Raw genomic sequence first — 21,448 nt, forward strand, 5'->3', positions numbered from 1 at the left:
TGATCCCGCACGGTTTTTTTACGCTTATTCTGCTACTTTTACAAGCTGTTTTCCTAAGTTTGCTCCTTCGAATAACCCAAGGAACGCTTCAGGTACATTTTCAAAACCTTCTACAACGTTTTCGCTGTACTTGATTTTCCCTTGCTGCACCCATTCGCCTAACTGCTTAATGCCTTCAGGGAATTTGTCAGCATAGTCGGCTACGATAAACCCTTTCATTAGCGCACTGTTAATTAATAAAGGTGTTTGAACACGTGGTCCAACATCTTGTTTTTCTAAGTTATACAGTGAAATTTGGCCGCAAAGTGGAATGCGCGCAAATTTATTTAATAAGCTAACAACTGCATCTGAAATCTCTCCGCCGACGTTTTCAAAGTAAACATCAACTCCATTAGGACACGCTTCTTTCAATGCTTCTTTCACATTTCCTTTTTTATAATTAATCACTTCATCAAATCCGAGCTCATCTTTTAAATAAGCAATTTTATCTTCAGAACCTGCGATGCCGACAACACGTGCGCCTTTAATTTTAGCGATTTGACCAACAACAGATCCAACAGCACCTGCTGCACCGGAAACGACTACTGTTTCGCCTTCTTTTGGCTGACCGATTTCAAGCAGTCCAAAATAAGCTGTGAGACCAGGCATACCAAGAACGCCGATAGCCGTTGTAATTGGCGCTAGCTCTGGATCAACTTTCTGTAAGTTTTTTGCTTCTGCGGCTGAATAGCGTTTCCAAGGAAGCATACCTGTCACGATATCGCCTTCTTTAAAGCGATCTGATTTTGATTCCGTTACGCGTGCTACAATGCCGCCTGCAAGCGGTGCGTTTAGCTCAAATGGAGGAACATATGATTTTGTATCGTTCATACGTCCTCTCATATACGGATCAACAGAAAGGTAAAGTGTTTGAACAAGTACCTCGCCTTCTTTCGCTGTAGGCATTTCAATTTTTTCGTATTTAAACGTATCTTTTGTTGGCATTCCCTTTGGGCGTTCTGCTAATAAAATTTGTTCATTCATCGATATCGCTCCTTTTTATTTCTCTGTTTTTTGTAAAATGTGCTAAACTTACCTTTGTTATTTTAAATTATATATTGTGCACAACGCAAAAAATATGATTGTGCAATAACACCGAAGGAGAAAAAGACATGGAGCTAATGCGCTGTAAAGAAAATGTTGTTAAAAAACTAAACGAGTTTGTTGAAGTAACTCCCCCCGTTATTTTGTTTAAAAAAGGCAATATGTATCCGATTAAAATGGATATCAACTATAACTGGATTGCCACGGATGAACAAGGTCATGAGCATATTGTCGCTTCAAACACAAAGAATGTGCAGGACGACTACTGGTTTAGCTACCATTTTGACTTATATTAAGGAGTTTCCCGGATTTACTCTTCGTAAACGTTATATAAATAAAGTGTTGTATTAGTAAAAACAGCGTACGAATTCGCGCGCTGTTTTTATGTAATAAATAGAGCAACTTAAGCATGTGTTTGAAGCTTTGCTCATGTTCCATTTTCTGCATCGATATCTACTTAAGATTATGTTACAATCACGGTAAAGTAATTTATGATTGATAGAATAAAAGCTAGAGCTTGAAAAATTCGAGGTGGATTATGCAAGGTAAAGTTGTATATAAAGAAGGATTTTCAGTGATAGGCATAGCAAAAAACGGAGAGTATCAAAAAGAGAATCTTTTGAAGCAAATACTTAAAGAAAAAGAAATGATTACTTCTTCAAAAGAACCTCATATGATTACAGGCATTTGCATGGCTCCGAAAAGAGAAAATTATTTTTATATTGCAGGTACAGAAGTGGCTGATACGGCTTGTATTCCAAGCGGTATGAGCGTTCATACGTTTCCTTCGTTTACATACCTGCAGTTTAAACACAGAGGTCCCATTACATCGCTTGGGTCGACGTATAACAGCATCTGGAATGAATGGCTGCCGAACTCTCCTTACAGCATGATTGAAGGTCCTGCTCTTGAAATTGTAAATACAGCTATACACGGCAATTTATATAGTGATACATATGAAATGGATATTTATATTCCCATAAAGCTTGGACATTAAAAAAGGTGAACTTACGTTCACCTTTTTCCTATTTTTGCAGCTGTTTGTATAAATGATAAAGAGTAAAAACGCACTCTGGATGACGCTCTTTATGGTTAAAAAAGCCATGGGGAAACATGAGTGAAAGATTCCCTTTTTCAATTCCGGTCACATACTTGTTTTCCATAAGCGGATATTCTTTCACAACCCAGCGCGCTTCATCAATCGTAGACGTAACCACCTCACCAAAGTATACGCCCATACACTCTTCGAATTCTTCTTTTGTCATTGAAAAATAGTCAAAGCGATCGCCGTCTTCTAGATCATAGTAAAGAAGCTCTAATATTTTCAAACTTTCATCTGTAAAATCAACGGTGAATTCAGCTACCGCTTTGCTTATTTCATGAATGTGATTCATGCACTGTTCGCGCACTTGATGATAGTAATAGCTAGCTTCAAACTGATGTTCACACGTCACTAGCGATTCTCCGTATGATGCTGTTAGATCATGATGCTTGCTCATGCTGACACCTCCACGCTAAGCTTATGGAGCAAGTATAACATTAACCAAGCTACTATTGAGCATCTTCCATTAACAACCTATTCGCGGCAATATTAGGTTCACTTCTTACTCATTATTCTGCCGTACACAAATCCTCCGCTAACAAGAAGAATACCGCTAATTAATACGCTGCTTAAAAAGATTTGCGAATGCATCAAGTGATTATACATCATCCACACGCTCATTTCGTCATCTCCTTTTGGCCTTTTTTAACTAGTATCCCCGATTTTCTTGCCGCACATGCCGGCATTTTCATCATTTTTTCATCAAGCCTCTATATAGTGAAAACTGTGAAGCCAATCATACTTTTCTTCATCGTTTTACTCCTTAAAAAGCCTGCTTATGACTCTAAAGCAGGCTTTTTTTATAGGTTGAAACAAGTAATTAAGCCGTCTATCCCCACTAATTGTGCATAGTAAGGTATAATTAAAGATAGTTTCACTTTTCTAAAGTGAGAAATACATAAGAGACATCAAAGGAGACATGCAAATGACAGAACTCGAAAAAGCGAAAATTCAGCACCGAAAGCTGTCCAAGGGACAGGTATTTGGTAGGGCTATCGCCATTGCGATCGGTGCCCTGCTCATGGCCACAGGACTTGAAATCTTCCTTGTTCCAAACCACGTTGTCGACGGAGGAATTACCGGTATTTCCATCATGCTTTCGCATATTACCGGCGTAAATCTAGGAATCTTTCTTTTTGTACTAAATCTTCCGTTTGTATTTATCGGGTACAAGCAAATGGGAAAAACATTTGCCCTTTCCACTATTTTTGGCATACTGGTTGTATCCATCTTAACTTCTATGTTTCATGAAGTCCCCGCGTTTACCGCAGACGTTCTTCTTGCTACCGTTTTTGGAGGGATTATTCTCGGAATTGGAATTGGACTCGTCATTCGCTACGGCGGAGCGCTTGACGGTACGGAGATACTTGCCATTTTAATCAGTAAAAAAATTCCGTTTTCTGTAGGAGAAATTGTAATGTTTTTCAACTTCTTCATTTTAGGAGCAGCGGGATTTGTGTTCACGTGGGACCGCGCCATGTATTCTATCCTTGCGTACATCATTGCGGCTAAAGCCATTGATACAGTTGTAGAAGGATTGGAAGAATCAAAATCAGCTTGGATTATTAGTGATCATTCTGATGACATCGGCGATGCGATTAATGCGCGTCTAGGTCGAGGCGTTACCTATTTGCACGGTGAAGGTGCTTATACGGGCGATGATAAAAAAGTGATTTTCTGCATCATTACGCGCCTTGAAGAATCAAAGCTAAAAACCATTGTTGAAGATTTTGACCCTACTGCCTTTTTAGCCGTTGCAGATATTACCGAAGTCCGCGGCGGACGCTTTAAAAAACGAAACATTCACTAAAAAAACGCGCAGAAAGCATGATGCTTTCTGCGCGTTTTTATGTAAAAGAGACTTTTTGAACCCGCTTAAACCATTCATAACAAAGAAGTACAATTAAACATAAGTCGATTAAATCGCCTCCGTAATACATCAGCATAGCCCCTTGCTGCGCCTCTTCTGCCGAGACGTGCATAGGCGGGTGAGCGTACACATATTTTGATAAAATACCGTGGGCGGCAAGAGCAAGAACCAATACGGACGCTCGGTGCGTAAAAGCTTTTTGATGCGGCGAAGGATCAATTGAAATCATCGATACGGTGAACAAATAGCCGGCTAAAAATACGTGAATATGTACAGCGACATGCACGAAAAAAGAGTGATGCATCATGCCATACAGACTTGTTGTATAAAGAATCCAAAGTCCTCCTACGTTAAGAACAGAAGCTGTCACCGGACTGCTGATGAACCGAACAAACCGCCCTTTTAAAAGTTTTGACACCTTTCTGGCTACATGAACCGGAAGCGTGCGAAGCAGCAGCGTAAGAGGTGCTCCTAACGCCATTAAAAGCGGAGCTAGCATACCTAAAAGCAAATGCCCCGTCATATGCGCGGTAAAGTCCATATGAGCACGAGCTGCGAGCGGTCCTGCTACAGAAGATATGGCGCATAAAATACCAAGTGTCCAGCTGGACGTCCTATATAATGACCATTTTCTATACGTTGCATTTGAAGACGTTACAGCCCACATGTATAAAAAAAAGGCAGCGACAAAAGGCAGGGCTAATAAAAGCTGAGATAGTACTTCATATTTAATCATGATGTGCACCTTGTTTACGTGTAAACCATGTTAAAACGATGCCAATAAGCAGCATCAAACATGCAAGTACATTCCACGTAATGTCGTAAGGTGCAATCTTCACTCCGTACCGAATTTGGTGAAGGCCCATAAGCTTATGCTGCACGGTCCCGTCATAAAGCTGAAACGCCCCGGCTCCAAGCAATACTCCTCCTATCCACCTTTTCACCCACCAGCCGCCCCGGCGCCTTAGATCTGCCACCATAAAAAGTGATGCGATTGTAGCGAACCAGCTGAATGCATGAAACAAACCGTCCGACACTAAACCAGCGGCCGTTGTGGACTTATCATAAAAATGATGCCAATGAAGCAGCTGATGAAACACTGCTTCATCAATAAAAGCAACTAACCCTACGCCAAACAAAAAGCCTGACCAGCTATTTCGAGCGCGGTGAACCACGCGCTGATTTGCAGTTGCTTCGTGCTTCTTTTCCATATATATATCCCTCCCTGCCAGTTCTTTAAGTTTATATCGATTCTAATGAACGTATACCCTATTAAAGAGAAATGAATCTATAATATGGAAAAATAGGAGCTATATCCTAATCTCGTTTTCACTATCTTTTCACCATAAAGGTATAGGATAGTATTTGCGAAGCCAATTAGCATATTTTTTCATAGTTTTACTCCCTTTCTAATGACCTGTTTCCCCAAAACAGGTCTTTTTTATATCCTGCTTCTCTTTTCATCGTTTTTTCACCATAAAGGTATAGGATAGTACTTGCGAAGCCAATTAGCATATTTTTTTCATAGTTTTACTCCTTTGTGAAGACCTGCTTCCCCAGAGCAGGTCTTTTTTTGTTTGATGTTTCTTTTCACTGTTTTTTCACTATTGGGCGGTAAGATAGTATATGTAAAGCCAATTAGCATATTTTTTCATAGTTTTACTCCCTTTCTAGTGACCTGTTTCCCCAAAACAGGTCTTTTTTTATTTTTTCTAAAAGCTTCCATCTTTTCACCGTTTTTTCACTTTTCTTTTGTATACTAAGTTTGTCAAAGCAATTTCATCATTTTTCATAAATGACCCCTATTTATTCCCCGCTTTTTGTGAGCGGGGCTTTTTTTATAAGAAAAGCATATTTTTTAAAAAAGCTTTTCTCTTTTCACCGTTTTTTCACTTTTCTTTTATATACTGTTCTTGTCAAAACAATTTCATCATTTTTCATAGATGTACCCTATTTGCACCCGCTTCTTGTAAGCGGGACTTTTTTTGTTTTCAGATAAAAAAAGCTTAACCCGGAGGTTAAGCTTTTTTCATCTGCTTGCGAAGAACAAGCATCATAATCGTAATAATGGTAAACGCAATAAACGCTAAAAAAGGAATGGTGATAAATCCAAGCCAGTTAATATATTGACCTGAGCAAGGAACACCGCTTGTACACGTTTCAAATGCTTTAAGAGCCGGTATCTTCTGCAGGCAATAATGATAGCCTGAAAGCGCCATACCAATCACCGAAAACGGCAGGACGTATTTGTAGATGAACGTATCATTCCGGTACACGGCTACACCTAGCACAATCGCGAGCGGATACATTAAAATTCGCTGATACCAGCAAAGTTCGCACGGGATGAAGTGAAGAACTTCACTAAACGTCAAGCTTCCAAGCATCGCGATAAGCGCTGTAATCCACCCGAAAACCAAAGACTTGTTCATTATTTGTTCTCCTTAGCCGCATCTTTGACCATTTGATCAAAGTCATCGATTGTTTTTCCTTCGAATTTTTTGCCGCCTACATAAATGGTTGGTGTACCTGTGATGCCTAAGTCATTGGCTGTCTTCATATCTTGATTAAACGCATCTTTTCCTTTTCCGTCTTTAAATGCACTCGCTACTTTTTTCGCATCGGCATCGCTTGACACTTCTTTCAGCGTATCTTCTAAGTAAGATTCCGTTAAGACATCTTTCTTTTCGTCCGCTGCGTTTTGCTTTTTATAAAGAAGTTCATGGAATTTCCAAAATGTATCGTTTCCAAGCTCTTTGTATACCGTTTCGGCGAATTCTGCTGCACGAGAGGAGTCGTTGTTGATAAATGCATAGTTCATAAAGTAGAATTTCACTTTACCTGTATCCACATAATCTTTTTGAATCAGCGGGAAAAAGGATTCCGTGAAGTTTTTGCAAGCCGGGCATTTGTAATCTCCAAACTCTACCACTTCTACCGGAGCTGACTCTTTTCCAAGATACGGCTGATTATCATATGTAAGAGCGGCCTTTTCATCTCCTCCGCCCTTTGACATATTCGAAAGGACGATTAACCCTAAAATACAGACCGCAATAATTCCAATCACCCAAAAAATCCACTTGCTTGAGGATGTTTGCTGATTGGGCGTTACTTTTTTCTTTTTCTTTGCTTTTGACACAATCTCATCTCCTTCTTTTCTTTCTCTCTTACAAACTTACAAAGCTGTTAGAGCTGTAAAAATCAGCGCACACAAAATAAAAAACACGTATAGCGACGTCAGCGTTAAAATAACAGGAGGCTGCATCGGCATTTTCGTTTCCGGATTTAAAATATATTGAATGCGATAATTAACCGACGTATCAGCAAACGATACGTGCGCACACGAGAGACTTGTCTGTCCCGTTTTCACCATTTTTAAAAGCGCGCTGCCGATGTGAGCAGGCGTGCCATTTTTCACAATGGCATCTTGATCAGCCAGCACTTCACGCATAACTTTGAAGCGTTTATGGCTCCATTTAATAAATGGAATATACCATAATGCAGAGGCAAGCGTACTTAGTAAAAACGTTTTGAGCGGGTCTTTGTTTGCAACGTGCGACTGCTCGTGATAAATAACGGCTTCGAGTTCATTTTCATCAAGCACCGACAGCAACCCTGTAGACAGGACGATATGCGGTGTAAACAGCCCCATCGTTAAGGCAATGGGCTGATCTGTTGTTAAGACCGTTAAATCCTTTCCGTACGCTTTTTGCAGGTCAGCCGTTGTTGTTTCATCTCGCAGCTTCGTAATCATTTTACGGACTTTCCGCATTTGAATCACTTGCTTTACAGCTTTAATGAACAGTACAAACATCGTGTGAAAAATAACGGCATTCAGCATGTATTCAATAAAAAACAAGCCGAAAAAGTGGGCTACTTTGTTACAAAGTAAAATTAAGTTAAACGATAAATTCCATCCAAACAGCAAATGCAGCACATACATCCCCATTTGCATAAGCAACGTCACGGCAATAAAAAAGCACAGGTTAAAAATAAGCTTAGAACGCTTTAGTATTCCTTGATTCATTGATTATTCATCCTTTTTTAACTGTTTGACTTTTGATTCGAGCATACTTAACAGTGAATCATCGACTTCTTCTAGCGCATCAAGCATATGAGTAACAGCAAGCGAGCCAAATTCATCGATCAATTCGTGCGTTAACTCTTTCGACTGAGCGTCGATAAATTCCTCTTTAGAAAGAATCGGCTGATACATCGACGTACGTCCTTTTAAACGCTTTTGCAACACGCCTTTTTCCACCAGTCGATTCATAACGGTCATAACGGTGTTGAAGTTAACTGTTTTTTCTTTCTCAAGCACGTGCTGCACGTCTTTAATGGACATTTCACTTCCGTTCCATAAAGCCGTCATAATTTTTGCTTCAAGCGGGCCAAAAAAGCGATTAAGGCCGGTTTCGTTAAATTTGAATTTTTCAATTTTCATATTCGACACCTCACACTACTAATTGTAGTGTGAGGTGTCAAATCCGTCAACTTTTCCATGACAACCGCCTTACAATTGTCATAATCACTTTTTTACTTCATCGGTTAAATGCTGAATGGACAGCACAACTGTATCGAGCTTGGCTTCGATTCGGTGAAGTAAATAAAGCGTCACCACAATAGGAAACCCAACGTCTGAAACAAGCGTAAACCACTCTGCCATCTTCCTCTCTCCTTTTAAAAAAGCCCTTCGCACCGAAGTGGAAGGACTTTCATTTTTAAATCGTAAATTCGGTTACATTTCGCTCGACAATTTGGGCGCCTTTTCTGGCAACAAGCGCTCCGCCGCTTGAAGTAAAGACATCGCTTGCGATCAGCGCGTTCATTGCTGCTGTGATGGCTGCTGCGTCTAACGTATCTTTTGGTGATTCAATCGATAGGCTTACTGCTTTTTGTGACTCATTCAAAAACTGCATCGTTAAAGTTTTCATACTCTACCTCTTTTCTTATTTTAAAAGTGAAAACGTGACAACTTCGTTGATTTCAACAAGCGGCAGCGACTGCAGGCTGGCGATGGTTTCGCTTGCTGTAATGAGTGCATCTGCAGAACTTCCGGGCTGAATGTTCATATAGGATTTTGTCTTTAAATCGGGTTTTCCATCCTCTTTTATTCCTTGTTCTAATACTAAGCGAAGCTGGCTTGAATGCTGAATTTTTTCTGCCATCTTTTATTCCCCCTTTCACTTTATATATAGAAATGGAAATAGGAAAGAGGGATGATGGAAACATAAAAATTTTTGGTTTATAATGGGAGATAGTCTGAGTTAGAAAGAGGCTTTGGTAATGAGAAAGTGGAGCTTTTTATTTTTTGTTCTAGCATTCATGCATCCAGCTTCAGCACTTGCTGATGACGGTGCAGATGAAAAAAAGCTTGGTCCGTTTTACTACACGGTTTCTCATGATTATAGTCGAGAAAAATGGGATGTAGGGGTGTTAAATCAGCAAGACAAAACGAACATTCCTGAGACTGATTTGAACGATGAAACGCTAAAACTGTTTCAAAGCACGGTTGATGATTTAGCAGAGCTCGCGATTCGATTTGCTGCTATGAGCGTACTGCTTGTATGTTCACTCGTTGTTTTTACGTACTTTCGCATTCAAAAAAAACGCCCTTTTCTCCGCTTGTTTTTTATTTTTTCAAGCGTTGGCTTTCTATTTTGCGTCTATACATCATTGGAGTTATTTAAAAAAACTGAACAAGCAAAATCTTTATTTTACTTACTATGACTTGAAACCAAAAAAACCAGCCAATCGGCTGGTTTTTTCATGCATTTCTTACGGTTATGTAGTTCTGTTCATACGTCATTTCTTCCGTTTGCTTTTGCTGCTCCAAATGATAATAAGCAGCGCATACTCCTCCTAGACCAGCAAGTGCTAGGACAATTAGAAGTATGGATGTCGCTTTTTTCATTACTTTTTCTCCCCTTATGTTTAACCCTACCTAGCAACGGCAGCTGTAAAAAAGAGTCCCCTTTCTCTTCTTTACTTGCTCATTACTTACGAAAGATATTATCATACTTTTTTTCATTTTTGTCATTTTTTTAGCTATTGTCAAAAAATTGTATATTTTATACTCGGTTTAACGAATGTTTAAGAAAGTCCATGGACTGGTTTTTTGAAAGGCCAAACGCCGTTACGATATAATCAACGTAGGCAAGAAGCTCGACGTTTCCCCCTAGTTTTGTTGTTTTAAATGATTGATTAAACCGATACTGCTTTTTATCTGAAAAGACGAGCCCTTCTTCTTCTAGAAATGTTTGAAACTGCTGATGCGGAAAGTAAAGCACATCATTTCGAACGTTCTCTAAATCAATTACAATAATCATGTCTTCGAGCTCAGTTTTTAGTTCTATCATACAATCGATGTATCCGCCGATGCAGCTGATTAAAGATGTAAGAAAAAAGGGTCCGTTTATATATTGAAACTGCTCAAAAATCGTCTCATCAATGTAGCTTGAAATGCTTGATTTCAGCACGTCATGAATTTGTTTTGGTTCTTCCATATACGGAATAGGAATGTGAAACTTAGCTGATCCGTTATAAAACTGCTCCCACGCAATTGTTTTATCGTATGCATCAATTACATCTGTGCTTCGAAAAATGATGGATTCCGCTGAATAAGAAGCTTTGACAAACGGTGTATGCAGCATCACCATACTCTCGTCGTCCAAACGATAGTGTTTTGGTTCGCTAGACTTGCTTAAAATATATTGCTTTAACCGTTCTTCTTCCATTTGTTCGATTAAATGCAAATCATATAGTGGCAGCACGTACATATTACACATCCCGTAATGAATATAGCTTTTCCCATGCATCGGCCACTTTCTGTTATAGATAGACAGTTCTTTTGTGCAAAATTCCTCTATTCGCTGCGTTTGATCCTCCGATTTTTGATAAAGACGATCTAAATGATAGCGATCATCGATTTCCGTAACGGGAGATGTGCCGCTTCCAATTCTTCTGTAAATTTTCCCGTAAGACATGTACGGAGGGTTCGGACCTTCGGGAATCCAAATAACAAAGACACCTTGCCCGGGGTGATCTTCAGGTGATAAAAAGCGCGTAACGATACGAGGAATGGGGTTGGTGACATCTTTCAGCATATTATTAATAAACAGCTCATATTCCTTGCGCTCGAGCAGGTTAATGGAATGGTCGTCTTCATCTACGCCAAAAATAAGCCACCCTCCTTTTTCATTGGCAAACGAAGCGATGATATTTGGGATTTTCCGTTTGACCGTTGAGCTTACTTCGCGCTTGAACTCAAGCTGATAGCCTTCTTCTAAATGTTTTTCCATCATGCGCTGCACATCTGAAAACTCAATTTCTCCAATTGTTTTTTTCTTTCCGTCTTCGCTTATAAATGGTGAATAAAACGATTCTTCGTTCACTTGTCTTCCCCTCCTCACCACTTCTATTTAACTTATCCATATGATGAGAAGTAAAAAGACAGTCATATTTCTTTGATTTTTTTCAAAAAACAAAGTTTTTACCAAATTCATCCTGTTTTATATTATGATAGAAAAAGAGGTGAATAACATGATTGAAGCAATATTTTTAGACCGAGACGGAACGATTGGAGGCAGTAATGACATTCAATATCCAGGTGATTTTCAGCTGTTCCCCCAAGCAAAGCAAGCGATTAAAGACATAAAAAAACAAAACATTCCGCTGTTTTCCTTTACGAATCAGCCCGATGTTGCAAAAGGAAAGGTAAATAAATCACAGTTTATCTCTGAACTTTTAGCTTTTGGATTTGATGATGTTTACCTTTGTCCTCATGAAGATTCAGACGCCTGTTCGTGCCGCAAACCAAACCCCGGCATGCTGTTAAAAGCAGCGGAGGAGCACAACTTAAATTTGGCTAACTGCATCGTGATTGGCGACCGGTGGAAAGACCTAGTAGCGGCCAGTGCAGCAGGCGCTCACTGCATTTTAGTGTTAACAGGTGCCGGGCATGACACGTTACATGAACGAGAAAAGTGGGCTGATGTACAACCAACTCTTATTGCAGCCGATATACAGGAAGCTGTTGAATTTATCTTTACATCACTGAGTTCACAGCCGATACTATCGCATTCACATACTCGTTGAACAGCTGCTCATCCTGTAATAATTGTTCATACTGCGGAGTGGTGATTTCAAGCTGCAGTCCTTTATGCCGCTGATTGTCGTTGGCGATATTTCGAGGTGAAACGCCTTTTAAATGTACGGGCGTTTCACTGATCGGAAAATTCGAAAGTGCTTGACGCACCGCTTTTTCTAACTTTTCGTCTCTTCCTCCAATATAAGTTGTGCAGACATCGCTATAGGCACCGTGAAGAGAAATTGTGATCTCTGATTTTTTCACAAGATGACGCGCCATTTCTTCATCGTAGTTTGCAGACGTAACATGTAATTCAAACGGATTTTCTGTTTTCAGCGTTTTAAATACGTACACCGTTGCGTTCAGCTTTTCTGCTATTTTTTCCGCTACTTCTTCTGTCCCAATTTCCATCGTTCCCCCGTGAATCGCAAGCACGACAATTTCTCTCCGGCGAATGACACATTTTATTTCGTAATCAATTCCGGCTCGTTCGCACTGTGATAATTCTTGAAAACTTTGATACACATCCCTCATCGGTTTCTTCACACCTTTCTTTTATCTTTCATATACCCAGGCTTTAATTTTCCTTTTTCTTCATATAGTAAAAGTAGTAAAGGGATTAACCCTTTATTTACGCGTTCATTTTTGTTTTTATACTTTATATTTTAGTGTGCACAAAAATTTTTTTTGAAATTCGAAATAAAAGTATTGCCAAACAAACCGTCCAGACGGTAAAGTATTCTAGGGAAAATCAAAAAGGAGGAAATTCATGTGTCTACATATGATGATATATTGCTTGGGGCCACTCAGGTTGTGCAGCGTGACGGCGTTGGAAATTTGACGCTTGAAAAAGTAGCAAAAGAAGCCGGTGTTAGTAAAGGCGGCTTGTTGTACCACTTCTCATCAAAAGATGAATTGATTCAGCAAATGCTGCATTCAGTCACAAAGCAATATGATGACGGGCTACACGTGCAAATTGAACATGACGATGCTCCTGGCAAATGGAGCCGGGCTTATCTCGCTGAGACGCTTCATGACCTTCAGCGTGAACAAGCGATGAGCGCAGGGTTGCTTGCAGGTATTGCAACGAATCCTGAACTTCTGCAGCACCTTCAAACACACTACAAAAAGTGGCAGCACCATATTGAACAAGATGGCATTGACCCTGTCCTTGCTACCATTGTGCGCTTAGCAGCCGATGGATTATGGTTCAGCCAAATGTTTGGGCTCGCACCCGTGGATCCAGACATGCAAAAACAGATTCAACAACAACTTCGGAAATTAACAGAGGAGGGTTTTCGATGAAAGCCTATTTATTTTTAGCAATTGCAATTAGTTCAGAGTTATTTGGTACATCTATGTTAAAAGCATCAAACGGATTTACAAAATTTTGGCCTAGTCTTGGTGTTTTATTAGGATTTGGTCTTGCTTTCTATGCGCTTTCCACATCGCTTCAGCACATTCCGCTCAGCGTTGCATACGCCATTTGGTCTGGTGTAGGAACTGCTGTGACAGCTGTGATTGGTGTAGTCATTTGGAAGGAAAGCGGCAGTCTTACGATGGTATTTGGCATCGTATTAATCATTGCAGGAGTCATTCTTTTAAATTTAAAATCAGTGGCTCACTAAAAAAAGAGCCAGTAAATACTGACTCTTAAGCAAAGGAGGAAAATCGACTGTCTACTTATGAAAGTAGTATGTATCGTTTTCCTTTTTTTATACTCTTTTATAGATTAAACGGATCTAGGAATTTAACAGATGGATATTTGTCCTGGAACAAACGCCATACAAAATCGTTTTCAAACATAAGAACAGCATGCTTATCACGATCTTCTACTAGCATCACGCGAGAATCTAGCATGCGATCTTCAATTGTTGCTTTGTCTACCCATTTTGCAATGTTGTGAGACATGCGTGTGAATTCAAGATCGACATTGTACTCACCTTTCATACGATGTTCAAATACTTGGAACTGAAGTTCACCGACTGCTCCTAAAATATAATCTCCAAAGAACGGCGTACGGTAAAGCTGTACCGCCCCTTCTTGTACAAGCTGATTAATTCCTTTTTCAAAGTGCTTGGATTTCATTGCGTTTTTCGCACGAACTTTTACAAACAGTTCAGGCGGGAACTTTGGAAGAGCGTCGAATTCGAATACTTTTCCCTCTCCTACAATGGTATCGCCAATTTGATACGTACCTGAGTCATACAAGCCAATGATATCCCCTGGATACGCTGTGTCTACTGTTTCACGGCTTGAGGCCAAGAACTGATGAGACTGCGCTAGCTTCATTTTGCGGTTCGTTCTTGCTAATGTTACGTTCATTCCACGCTCGAATTTTCCTGAACATACGCGTACGAACGCAATGCGGTCGCGGTGAGCTGGGTTCATGTTCGCTTGAATTTTAAAGATGAAACCTGAGAAGTTTTCATCCGTAGGCTGAACGGTGCCATTCGTTGATTCACGAGGCTGCGGCGGTGATGTTAATTGTAAAAATGAATTAAAGAAAGACTGTACGCCGAAGTTCGCAATCGCACTTCCGAAGAAAACAGGCGTTAATAAGCCTTGCTTTACTTTTTCAATTGAAAAATCATTACCTGCTTCGTCTAATAGAGATAAATCATCCACTAAGCCTGGTAAATACATTTCATCGACGTGTTTTTTAATTTCATCGTCGATATTTTCACCGTCAAAGTCTGCAAAATAAGACTCTTTGTTTCCTTGATACACTTCAATTTGCTTTGAAAAACGGTCATACGTTCCTTGGAATCGTTTCCCCATGCCAATTGGCCACGTTACAGGGTATGATTCGATACCAAGTACATCTTCAATTTCTTCAAGCAGCTCAAGCGGCTCTTTTCCTTCACGGTCTAATTTATTGATAAACGTTAGGATGGGAATACCGCGCATACGACAAACTTTAAAAAGCTTAAGCGTTTGTGCTTCAATTCCTTTTGTTCCGTCAATAACCATGACCGCACTATCTACAGCTGTTAAGGTACGATACGTATCCTCACTGAAGTCTTCGTGTCCTGGTGTATCCAAGATGTTAATAAAGTGATCTTTATACTCAAACTGCATAACACTTGATGTAACTGAAATTCCACGTTGTTTTTCAATTTCCATCCAGTCAGATGTAGCAAACTTGCCTGATTTTTTTCCTTTAACCGTTCCGGCTGAACGAATCATTCCGCCCAGTAACAGCATTTTTTCTGTTAACGTTGTTTTCCCGGCATCCGGGTGAGAAATAATGGCGAATGTACGACGTGAATCGACCATCGTTTCTTGAAGTTGGTTGCTCATACGTTTTAAAATCCTTTCTGCTCTACAATTCCTATTTTCATCATTTCATTATACGCTTTTTTTATACTGCGTGACTAGTTTTTTTCATATTTGAATACTTCTGCAAAATCAAAGAAATCGTCAACAAGGTGTAAAAAGCGAACAAGAAAAGACCCCTTTTATAAAAGGGGCCTTCTCCCAGTTTAGTTTAACGAACGACCAGAGAAACGTTCTGCTGATCGGCTTAAACTTTATAAAAAAAATTACTTTTGAACGTTAGCAGCTTGTGGTCCACGGTTGCCTTCAACGATTTCAAATGTAACTTCTTGACCTTCTTCTAAAGTTTTGAAACCTTCGCCTTGGATAGCAGAGAAATGAACGAATACATCGTCTTGTCCTTCTACTTCGATGAAACCGAAACCTTTTTCAGCGTTGAACCATTTTACTTTACCTTGTAACATATCTCTTTTCCTCCTTGTGTGACAATCCACACATTGTGTATTACTCTATTCCTGCTCTTACAATAAGTCAAGACGAACACTTCGAACTATCCTTACCGAACAAAAATAAGCACCTTTATTGTAACAAATCCTCCAAAAAATTTCAAAGGAATTTGCACATTCTTTTTGTTTGCTTCTATCCCTTACCTACAGCCTTTCTACCCCTTTTTAAGCAGCCGAATGTGAACGAATTATCCGCACTTCTTCTTGATGCTTTTTCTTGTATAACGATCCTTTAAATGGATAACGCTATAGAGATAGATACTCTTTCTATTTATGAGAAAGCAGGTGACATCACAAGCGATGGAAGACATTCTTTTGTCCCTTCTTAGAACCTTTGTTTCTTTTATTATCTTAAGCATTACAACTTTCCTGATTGGAAAACAAATTAACACGCATAATAATCATTTTACATTTGCAATGTCCATCATTATTGGGTCGTTCATCGCAAATATGGGATTTGATTTAAAATTAAAATTTCTGCCGATGTTCGCTTCTTTTGCTTTTCTTGTGGCCATTCATTTTCTTTTAGCATCAACAGCTCTAAAAAGCAGGCGCTTGCGAAAATGGATTACAGGCCGTCCGACGGTTATTATGGAAAAAGGAAAGCTTCTTGAAGCAAATATGAAAAAAGTCAAATATTCTATTGACGACTTGAATCAGCATTTACGAGAACTAGGAACGTTCAACATTGCTGAAGTAGAATTTGCTGTTTTAGAAGTAAGCGGAAAACTGTCGGTATTAAAGAAAACTGCTTATCAAAACATTGCCAAACAGGACGTTTTGTCTAAGCCGTTTAAAGAAATGAATTTACCGGTAGAACTCATCATGGACGGAGAAATTATTCATAAAAATTTAACACCTCAATATACCGAACAATGGATCAACCTTGAGCTTTCAAATCGTCAGCTTCAGTTGAACCAAGTGCTGTATGCAGTTGTGTCAACAAACGGCATGCTCTATGTAGATGAGTATAAAGATCAGCTGTCCGCTCCTACAGACAGAGAATAAGGTTGAGACATAACTAAACGAGTTTGATTCTCCATAAAGAATCAAACTCGTTCGGATAAAATACGTTTGTCCCAGTTTTACTGTGCCATTTCTTCAACTGTTCCTTCTTTTAAGCCATAATAGTTCCGCTCAAATCGCTTTATTTCTTGATCATAGCGGCGTACTTTTGCATCGGCTAGCTGGCGGCTTTGTTTTGTTTCTTCAAGCAGCTCGACCTGCTGATTAATTTGAAAAATAGTCGTCGTCAGCTCGTCTTGATAATCATAAATTTCATTTTGAATATCCACGCATACGGGCAAGCGATTTGCTAAAATAAAGTCCGTCATTTGCATAAGCACTTTTTTACGCTCTACTTCTTTCACTTTGCTTTTGACAGCTCGTTCTGCAGAACGGAACGTCAGCCTTACTTTAGAGAAGAAGTCACCTTTAATCGAAAGCTTGCGCTGCAGTTCTTCTACATCCTGTTTTAATGATTCATGCTCTTCAATCATTTTTTGAAGCACAAGCCCTCCGTTTAACGATGTGAGCTCCATTTCATCAAGCTGATGGCGAATGGCTGTTTTGAGCGTTTCAATTTGTTTCACCGTCTTTTTCTCCGTAGCGCGGAGCTGCTTAACATACTGCTCTGTTTTATAAATAAAGTTGTCTAACCGTTCACGATCAAACAGTGACTGCTCTTTCTTTTTTACATAATCTTGATACGTTGTGTGTACAGATGACCACTTGATCAATAGAGACTGATAATTCAACAGCTCATCCTGATGCTCAAGCTTGTACGTCCACATCAGCTGAACAACTACTAATAACAGCGGTAAAAACGTTCCAGCTTCTTTGCGTTTTGCAATAATTTCATGACTTTCAAAGCTCGCCATTAAAAAAAGCGGCGCATTCATACTAAATAGCAGTGCTGGCGGGTAATTAACGGGAATAAAGATACTCATTACGGTTGCCATAAGGCCTGAAATAGCAGGGTATGCGTGCGGAGGAAGCTGTTTGTATAGCTCGATTGTCCCTTTTTTTTGCAGCAGTTTCACAAGCGCTGCCTGCTGATAGTCTCCTAATACATCAATCATTCTTTCTTGATACATGGGAGGAAGCTGCTCAATCCAATTCATCAGCTGCTGCTGAAACACAGCTTGCTGACGATTTGTAGCAATCATGTATTGCGAATCAATTAGATGAAAGAACAGTCGGATTTGATGGCGCATTACGTCTTCTAGCGTATGACAGCGTGCAATTGAAAACAGCTCATTGTATTTAGATACAAGCAAATTTCCAATGTTATCGCTTAACTCGTACAGCTCGCCGTTTGTTGTAGCATGAGAAACGGGAAGTTCAAAAAACTTCGCCATTTCAAGCAAAATATGCAGATGCATGTCTACTTCAGGCTGTTTTTCAAGCAATTTCATTTCTTCTACCAATGATGCTTGAAAATCCGTATGCTCCGTTTGCTGATACTGTGCTGACATTTCCGTATAAATGCGGTGGTCACATAACACATAAGCAGCTCTTAGGATATCGCCTTTAGACGTAAGCAACCCATACAATAACTGTTGTCCGTTCATCTTCACACCGTCCTTCATTAAATTTTCTTACTATAGCTTTCTATCATTTTATACTTTTTCTATAAATTCGATGCAATAGTTCAAATTTCCTGTTATCTTTCTTCTTGTTTCCTTAATACAAAAAGTGCCGTCCAACATGACATCAGCGCAGGCGGAATGGTCCAGGTCATATATCGCCACTCACCGGTCACAAGCGCCATAATGAGAAAGATGAGCGGAAAACCTATTAGTACTATGATAACACGTGCTCGGCTTACCGATTTTTTCATCGTGCATCGCCCCTTCTGTTCGTCCCTTATTCTTATAATACCCTTTCGCTTCTATAGCATTAAACACCTTTATAAACCGTTCGTACATTTCCTTGTTTTCTAGACAGTCTATGACATAAGTTTTAAAAAAGAACAGAGGATACCTCTTACTTTGATGAATCTCGTAAGCAGCTTTTATGTTTTGACAAGCTAAATCGAGAAAAATGTGTTATGGTAAAAGAAAATTTCGTTTTTACTACCTACATTGAAACGAAAGGGTTGATCGTATGAACATTTTTTTGATTGGCGCAAGCGGCAGGACCGGACAGGAAGTAATCAAGCAAGCGATTAAAAACGGACATTATGTAAAAGCTTTTGTGCGAAATCCATCTAAGCTTAAGGTAACGCATGCGAACGTACACATCATACAAGGCGACGTGCTGGATTATTATGAAGTGTGTCAGGCTATGCGAGGGTGTGATGCAGTCATTTCTTGTCTGGGAACCGAAAATCTAGGGCATTCTACCCTTTTAGTAGAAACGACAAATCTGCTGATTCAATGTATGAACGAAAACGGAATTCAGCGTATCGCCTACACGGCTTCAGCCGGAATCGACGGAGAAATTCCAGGCATGACGGGCTGGCTTGCTCAGCGTATTTTAAAAAATGTGCTTCGCGACCATCACGAAGCCGTGAAGCTCTTGAAGGTAAGCGGACTCGACTGGACCGTTGCTCGGCCAATGGGTCTAACGAGCGGTCCGTTAACCACGTATTATCGTATAGGAGAAGCTAGCATACCAGAAAACGGACGCAACATCAGCCGTTCTGATGTCGCTCATTTTCTCCTTCAAGCCGTAGAAAACAACAGGCACATAAAAAAATCACTAAGTCTTTCGTATTAAGTGTTCTAAAGGAGTGTTGATAGTGAACCTATCAAAAATTTTTCTAAAAATAAGTCTTGTACTTTTAATGGCATGCGTCTTTATTGAAGGTAATTTTCAAGTGGCGCTTGGCATCTTTGCTGCTGTTTGCATGCTTGTCATCATTTTTGCCAAGCCTCTTTCAAAATCGCTGCTTCCTGCTAATAAAAAAACAGGAAAAAAAGACCGCGAAACATTAATGATGGTCATTGGTGTCATCATTTTTATTTCAGGAAGCTTTTTTATTGCGTAGTAGCATTATAAACATCCACATTTTTAATCATATAAAGGGCTGTGCTGTAAGTCGAATATTCGCCTTATGACGCAGCCTTTTTTAGCTTTCATGAGGTCTCTTTCAGCAATAGCTTCTGTACCATTCCATTATTTAAGCAAATTACCTGCCAAACCCTCTTATGCTTTTTTTCATCAACTCACATAATATATGTAGAAGATATCGTAAGACAAGCGTCAAAAGAAAGAGGAGGAAGATAAATGAAATGCCCCCATTGCGCTTATTCTAATCCGGAAGGGGTAAAATTCTGCTTAAATTGCGGCCATGAAATCGTGGACCACGATGAAAACTATAGCATATTCTACTTGTTTGCCCATCGTGTTGATAAAATTCCAAGAAATGAACGTTCGGTTGAACCTAAATTTCGAAATATATTCTCTCGAGTCTTCCGACAGCACAGTGAAATGGAAGCTGAACGGCTTTTTATTGTAGGAACAGGGCTTACGACTCCTAAAATAGAAGAGGTTGTAAATACATGGCCAAAGCCTTGGCTTTTTGCAAGGGTCTTTCTTATTGCGCTTGTCGCATACTTAGGACTATATCTAGGCGTAAGCTTATTCGAAAACATCAACTTTATACCCGGTCTTATTGTAGTCGGTGCTTTTGCAGTGCCATTTACTACGCTCATTTTCTTTTGGGAAATGAACGCTCCGCAGAATATTGCTATTTACAAAATTGTTTATGTCGTTTTTATTGGCGGAATCCTCTCACTTTTATTAGCACTTGTGTTTTATGATATTCTTGGAAATAACACAAACGTGATCGTGATTGGAATATGTGAGGAACTGGCTAAAGTTATCGCTGTTATTTATTTTGTACGCAATCTTAAATATAGATATATCCTTAACGGACTTCTCTTAGGAGCTGCAATAGGAGCTGGTTTTGCTGCTTTTGAAACCGCTGGCTATGCTTTGCGAGCACTTCTTTCCGGGAGCTTTCACATGCTCTATTCTACAATACTCTGGCGCAGTATTTTTGCTCCTGGAGGACATGTGGCTTGGGCTGCCTTGACTGGCGCTGCCATCTGCATCGTGCAAGGAGATAAGAAATTTCAGTGGAACATGTTGATAAAACCCAAATTTCTTGGTGTATTTTTGCTTGTCGTTTTTATGCACGCTCTTTGGGACTCACCTATACTAGGTATTTTCCCAGCGGGACATACGATTTTAACGGTTATATTATGGATTTTGGTATTCAGTATGATTCGTATTGGGCTAAAAGAAATCGCGGATAAAAAGTTGGAGTTGACCCACTACAAAGAAAAGCCTACACCCTCATAGGAAATATTCAGCGTACGTTAAGCTGCTCGTTTTAACTTTTTATTACCTTTATGTTTCATTTTAAAAATTGTTGTTACAAATTGTAAAAAACAGTATTCAAATTACCTGGACATGGTATGATAACCTAAATAACATGAAAGGGTGACTTGGTGGATGAACCTAACTGAAATTAAGCACATGATAGCAAATTTAGTAAATTATAGAGATAG

General features: G+C 39.6%; 30 protein-coding genes. 11 read left to right on the forward strand and 19 right to left on the reverse strand.

The window, feature by feature from the left end; genetic code table 11:
* Positions 1–24: 24 nt before the first annotated feature.
* Positions 25–1,023, reverse strand: coding sequence for an NADP-dependent oxidoreductase (locus ACMX9J_RS06850; protein WP_028409240.1), 999 nt, complete (start codon positions 1,021–1,023; stop codon positions 25–27).
* A gap of 128 nt (positions 1,024–1,151) precedes the next feature.
* On the opposite strand from ACMX9J_RS06850, the gene ACMX9J_RS06855 reads away from it, so the two are divergent.
* Positions 1,152–1,379: a hypothetical protein gene (locus ACMX9J_RS06855; RefSeq protein ID WP_048018940.1), complete on the forward strand. Its 228-nt coding sequence runs from the start codon at positions 1,152–1,154 to the stop codon at positions 1,377–1,379.
* A gap of 242 nt (positions 1,380–1,621) precedes the next feature.
* A complete protein-coding gene (locus tag ACMX9J_RS06860) occupies positions 1,622–2,080 on the forward strand; it encodes a GyrI-like domain-containing protein (protein WP_047750500.1) in 459 nt (152 codons plus the stop codon).
* 28 nt (positions 2,081–2,108) lie between these two features.
* Here ACMX9J_RS06860 and ACMX9J_RS06865 read toward each other — a convergent pair whose 3' ends face one another.
* Together ACMX9J_RS06865 and ACMX9J_RS06870 are read right to left on the reverse strand one after the other, a co-directional pair.
* Positions 2,109–2,582 carry a hypothetical protein gene (locus ACMX9J_RS06865; protein ID WP_176343802.1) on the reverse strand — a complete coding sequence of 158 codons (474 nt, stop codon included), beginning with the start codon at positions 2,580–2,582 and terminating at the stop codon, positions 2,109–2,111.
* A 98-nt stretch (positions 2,583–2,680) separates the two neighbouring features.
* On the reverse strand, positions 2,681–2,806 hold the full coding sequence (locus tag ACMX9J_RS06870) for a hypothetical protein (RefSeq protein ID WP_016764808.1): 126 nt from the start codon (positions 2,804–2,806) through the stop codon (positions 2,681–2,683).
* 304 nt (positions 2,807–3,110) lie between these two features.
* Between ACMX9J_RS06870 and ACMX9J_RS06875 the strand changes: the two genes are divergently transcribed.
* Entirely contained in the window at positions 3,111–3,995 is an 885-nt protein-coding gene (locus ACMX9J_RS06875) for a YitT family protein (protein WP_025751091.1), read from the forward strand.
* A 37-nt stretch (positions 3,996–4,032) separates the two neighbouring features.
* On the opposite strand, the gene ACMX9J_RS06880 is transcribed toward ACMX9J_RS06875, so the two are convergent.
* The 9 genes from ACMX9J_RS06880 to ACMX9J_RS06920 all read right to left on the reverse strand — a co-directional run bounded on the left by ACMX9J_RS06880 (position 4,033) and on the right by ACMX9J_RS06920 (position 9,220).
* Positions 4,033–4,791, reverse strand: a complete 759-nt coding sequence (locus ACMX9J_RS06880) for a cytochrome c oxidase assembly protein (RefSeq protein WP_416225554.1) — start codon at positions 4,789–4,791, stop codon at positions 4,033–4,035.
* A complete protein-coding gene (locus ACMX9J_RS06885; protein WP_034267886.1) occupies positions 4,784–5,266 on the reverse strand; it encodes a DUF2243 domain-containing protein in 483 nt (160 codons plus the stop codon). The genes ACMX9J_RS06880 and ACMX9J_RS06885 overlap by 8 nt, the downstream gene beginning before the upstream one ends.
* 807 nt (positions 5,267–6,073) lie before the next feature.
* Entirely contained in the window at positions 6,074–6,484 is a 411-nt protein-coding gene (locus tag ACMX9J_RS06890) for a disulfide oxidoreductase (RefSeq protein ID WP_028414446.1), read from the reverse strand.
* The gene (locus ACMX9J_RS06895) at positions 6,484–7,191 is read right to left on the reverse strand and encodes a DsbA family protein (protein ID WP_033580543.1); all 708 of its coding nucleotides are present in this window, start codon (positions 7,189–7,191) and stop codon (positions 6,484–6,486) included. The genes ACMX9J_RS06890 and ACMX9J_RS06895 overlap by 1 nt, the downstream gene beginning before the upstream one ends.
* Before the next feature lie 36 nt (positions 7,192–7,227).
* Positions 7,228–8,079: a M56 family metallopeptidase gene (locus ACMX9J_RS06900; RefSeq protein ID WP_028414448.1), complete on the reverse strand. Its 852-nt coding sequence runs from the start codon at positions 8,077–8,079 to the stop codon at positions 7,228–7,230.
* A 3-nt stretch (positions 8,080–8,082) separates the two neighbouring features.
* Positions 8,083–8,496, reverse strand: coding sequence for a BlaI/MecI/CopY family transcriptional regulator (locus tag ACMX9J_RS06905; RefSeq protein WP_028414449.1), 414 nt, complete (start codon positions 8,494–8,496; stop codon positions 8,083–8,085).
* A gap of 84 nt (positions 8,497–8,580) precedes the next feature.
* The gene (locus ACMX9J_RS06910; RefSeq protein WP_028414450.1) at positions 8,581–8,718 is read right to left on the reverse strand and encodes a YvrJ family protein; all 138 of its coding nucleotides are present in this window, start codon (positions 8,716–8,718) and stop codon (positions 8,581–8,583) included.
* Positions 8,719–8,773: 55 nt separating this feature from the next.
* Entirely contained in the window at positions 8,774–8,986 is a 213-nt protein-coding gene (locus tag ACMX9J_RS06915) for a DUF2922 domain-containing protein (RefSeq protein WP_013057867.1), read from the reverse strand.
* A gap of 15 nt (positions 8,987–9,001) precedes the next feature.
* Positions 9,002–9,220, reverse strand: a complete 219-nt coding sequence (locus ACMX9J_RS06920) for a DUF1659 domain-containing protein (RefSeq protein WP_013057868.1) — start codon at positions 9,218–9,220, stop codon at positions 9,002–9,004.
* Positions 9,221–9,338: 118 nt separating this feature from the next.
* On the opposite strand from ACMX9J_RS06920, the gene ACMX9J_RS06925 reads away from it, so the two are divergent.
* On the forward strand, positions 9,339–9,782 hold the full coding sequence (locus tag ACMX9J_RS06925) for a hypothetical protein (protein WP_028414451.1): 444 nt from the start codon (positions 9,339–9,341) through the stop codon (positions 9,780–9,782).
* 37 nt (positions 9,783–9,819) lie between these two features.
* Here the strand turns inward: ACMX9J_RS06925 and ACMX9J_RS06930 are convergent, their stop codons facing one another.
* Both ACMX9J_RS06930 and ACMX9J_RS06935 read right to left on the reverse strand, forming a co-directional pair.
* Positions 9,820–9,966, reverse strand: coding sequence for a hypothetical protein (locus ACMX9J_RS06930; RefSeq protein ID WP_165351766.1), 147 nt, complete (start codon positions 9,964–9,966; stop codon positions 9,820–9,822).
* Positions 9,967–10,123: 157 nt separating this feature from the next.
* Positions 10,124–11,446 (reverse strand): helix-turn-helix domain-containing protein, encoded by a 1,323-nt coding sequence (locus tag ACMX9J_RS06935; protein WP_416225555.1) that lies wholly within the window; start codon positions 11,444–11,446, stop codon positions 10,124–10,126.
* Between the two features lie 148 nt (positions 11,447–11,594).
* Between ACMX9J_RS06935 and ACMX9J_RS06940 the strand changes: the two genes are divergently transcribed.
* On the forward strand, positions 11,595–12,149 hold the full coding sequence (locus ACMX9J_RS06940; protein WP_416225556.1) for an HAD-IIIA family hydrolase: 555 nt from the start codon (positions 11,595–11,597) through the stop codon (positions 12,147–12,149).
* Here the strand turns inward: ACMX9J_RS06940 and ACMX9J_RS06945 are convergent.
* Positions 12,100–12,675 carry a poly-gamma-glutamate hydrolase family protein gene (locus ACMX9J_RS06945; protein ID WP_034267864.1) on the reverse strand — a complete coding sequence of 192 codons (576 nt, stop codon included), beginning with the start codon at positions 12,673–12,675 and terminating at the stop codon, positions 12,100–12,102. The two genes, ACMX9J_RS06940 and ACMX9J_RS06945, sit on opposite strands and share 50 nt — an antisense overlap.
* 237 nt (positions 12,676–12,912) lie before the next feature.
* Between ACMX9J_RS06945 and ACMX9J_RS06950 the strand changes: the two genes are divergently transcribed.
* The gene (locus ACMX9J_RS06950; protein WP_034267861.1) at positions 12,913–13,446 is read left to right on the forward strand and encodes a TetR/AcrR family transcriptional regulator; all 534 of its coding nucleotides are present in this window, start codon (positions 12,913–12,915) and stop codon (positions 13,444–13,446) included.
* Entirely contained in the window at positions 13,443–13,769 is a 327-nt protein-coding gene (locus ACMX9J_RS06955; RefSeq protein ID WP_013057875.1) for a DMT family transporter, read from the forward strand. The genes ACMX9J_RS06950 and ACMX9J_RS06955 overlap by 4 nt, the downstream gene beginning before the upstream one ends.
* Positions 13,770–13,866: 97 nt before the next feature.
* Here ACMX9J_RS06955 and ACMX9J_RS06960 read toward each other — a convergent pair whose 3' ends face one another.
* On the reverse strand, positions 13,867–15,444 hold the full coding sequence (locus ACMX9J_RS06960) for a peptide chain release factor 3 (RefSeq protein ID WP_028414456.1): 1,578 nt from the start codon (positions 15,442–15,444) through the stop codon (positions 13,867–13,869).
* 242 nt (positions 15,445–15,686) lie between these two features.
* A complete protein-coding gene (cspD, locus tag ACMX9J_RS06965; protein WP_013057877.1) occupies positions 15,687–15,884 on the reverse strand; it encodes a cold-shock protein CspD in 198 nt (65 codons plus the stop codon).
* 327 nt (positions 15,885–16,211) lie between these two features.
* Between cspD and ACMX9J_RS06970 the strand changes: the two genes are divergently transcribed.
* Positions 16,212–16,934 carry a DUF421 domain-containing protein gene (locus ACMX9J_RS06970; protein WP_230624699.1) on the forward strand — a complete coding sequence of 241 codons (723 nt, stop codon included), beginning with the start codon at positions 16,212–16,214 and terminating at the stop codon, positions 16,932–16,934.
* A gap of 77 nt (positions 16,935–17,011) precedes the next feature.
* Here the strand turns inward: ACMX9J_RS06970 and ACMX9J_RS06975 are convergent, their stop codons facing one another.
* A complete protein-coding gene (locus ACMX9J_RS06975; RefSeq protein WP_416225557.1) occupies positions 17,012–18,499 on the reverse strand; it encodes a hypothetical protein in 1,488 nt (495 codons plus the stop codon).
* A 92-nt stretch (positions 18,500–18,591) separates the two neighbouring features.
* Positions 18,592–18,768: a hypothetical protein gene (locus ACMX9J_RS06980; RefSeq protein WP_016764823.1), complete on the reverse strand. Its 177-nt coding sequence runs from the start codon at positions 18,766–18,768 to the stop codon at positions 18,592–18,594.
* Between the two features lie 266 nt (positions 18,769–19,034).
* Here ACMX9J_RS06980 and ACMX9J_RS06985 point away from each other — a divergent pair, with 266 nt between their 5' ends.
* From ACMX9J_RS06985 to ACMX9J_RS06995, 3 genes are all read left to right on the forward strand, one after another.
* Positions 19,035–19,649: an NAD(P)-dependent oxidoreductase gene (locus ACMX9J_RS06985; RefSeq protein ID WP_034267848.1), complete on the forward strand. Its 615-nt coding sequence runs from the start codon at positions 19,035–19,037 to the stop codon at positions 19,647–19,649.
* Between the two features lie 22 nt (positions 19,650–19,671).
* Positions 19,672–19,920, forward strand: coding sequence for a hypothetical protein (locus ACMX9J_RS06990; protein WP_033580533.1), 249 nt, complete (start codon positions 19,672–19,674; stop codon positions 19,918–19,920).
* A gap of 239 nt (positions 19,921–20,159) precedes the next feature.
* On the forward strand, positions 20,160–21,239 hold the full coding sequence (locus tag ACMX9J_RS06995) for a PrsW family intramembrane metalloprotease (protein WP_328152958.1): 1,080 nt from the start codon (positions 20,160–20,162) through the stop codon (positions 21,237–21,239).
* The last annotated feature ends 209 nt before the right edge of the window (positions 21,240–21,448 follow it).

This window comes from Priestia sp. RMT2NF4, from assembly GCF_047872835.1.
GTDB lineage: Bacteria > Bacillota > Bacilli > Bacillales > Bacillaceae_H > Priestia > Priestia zanthoxyli.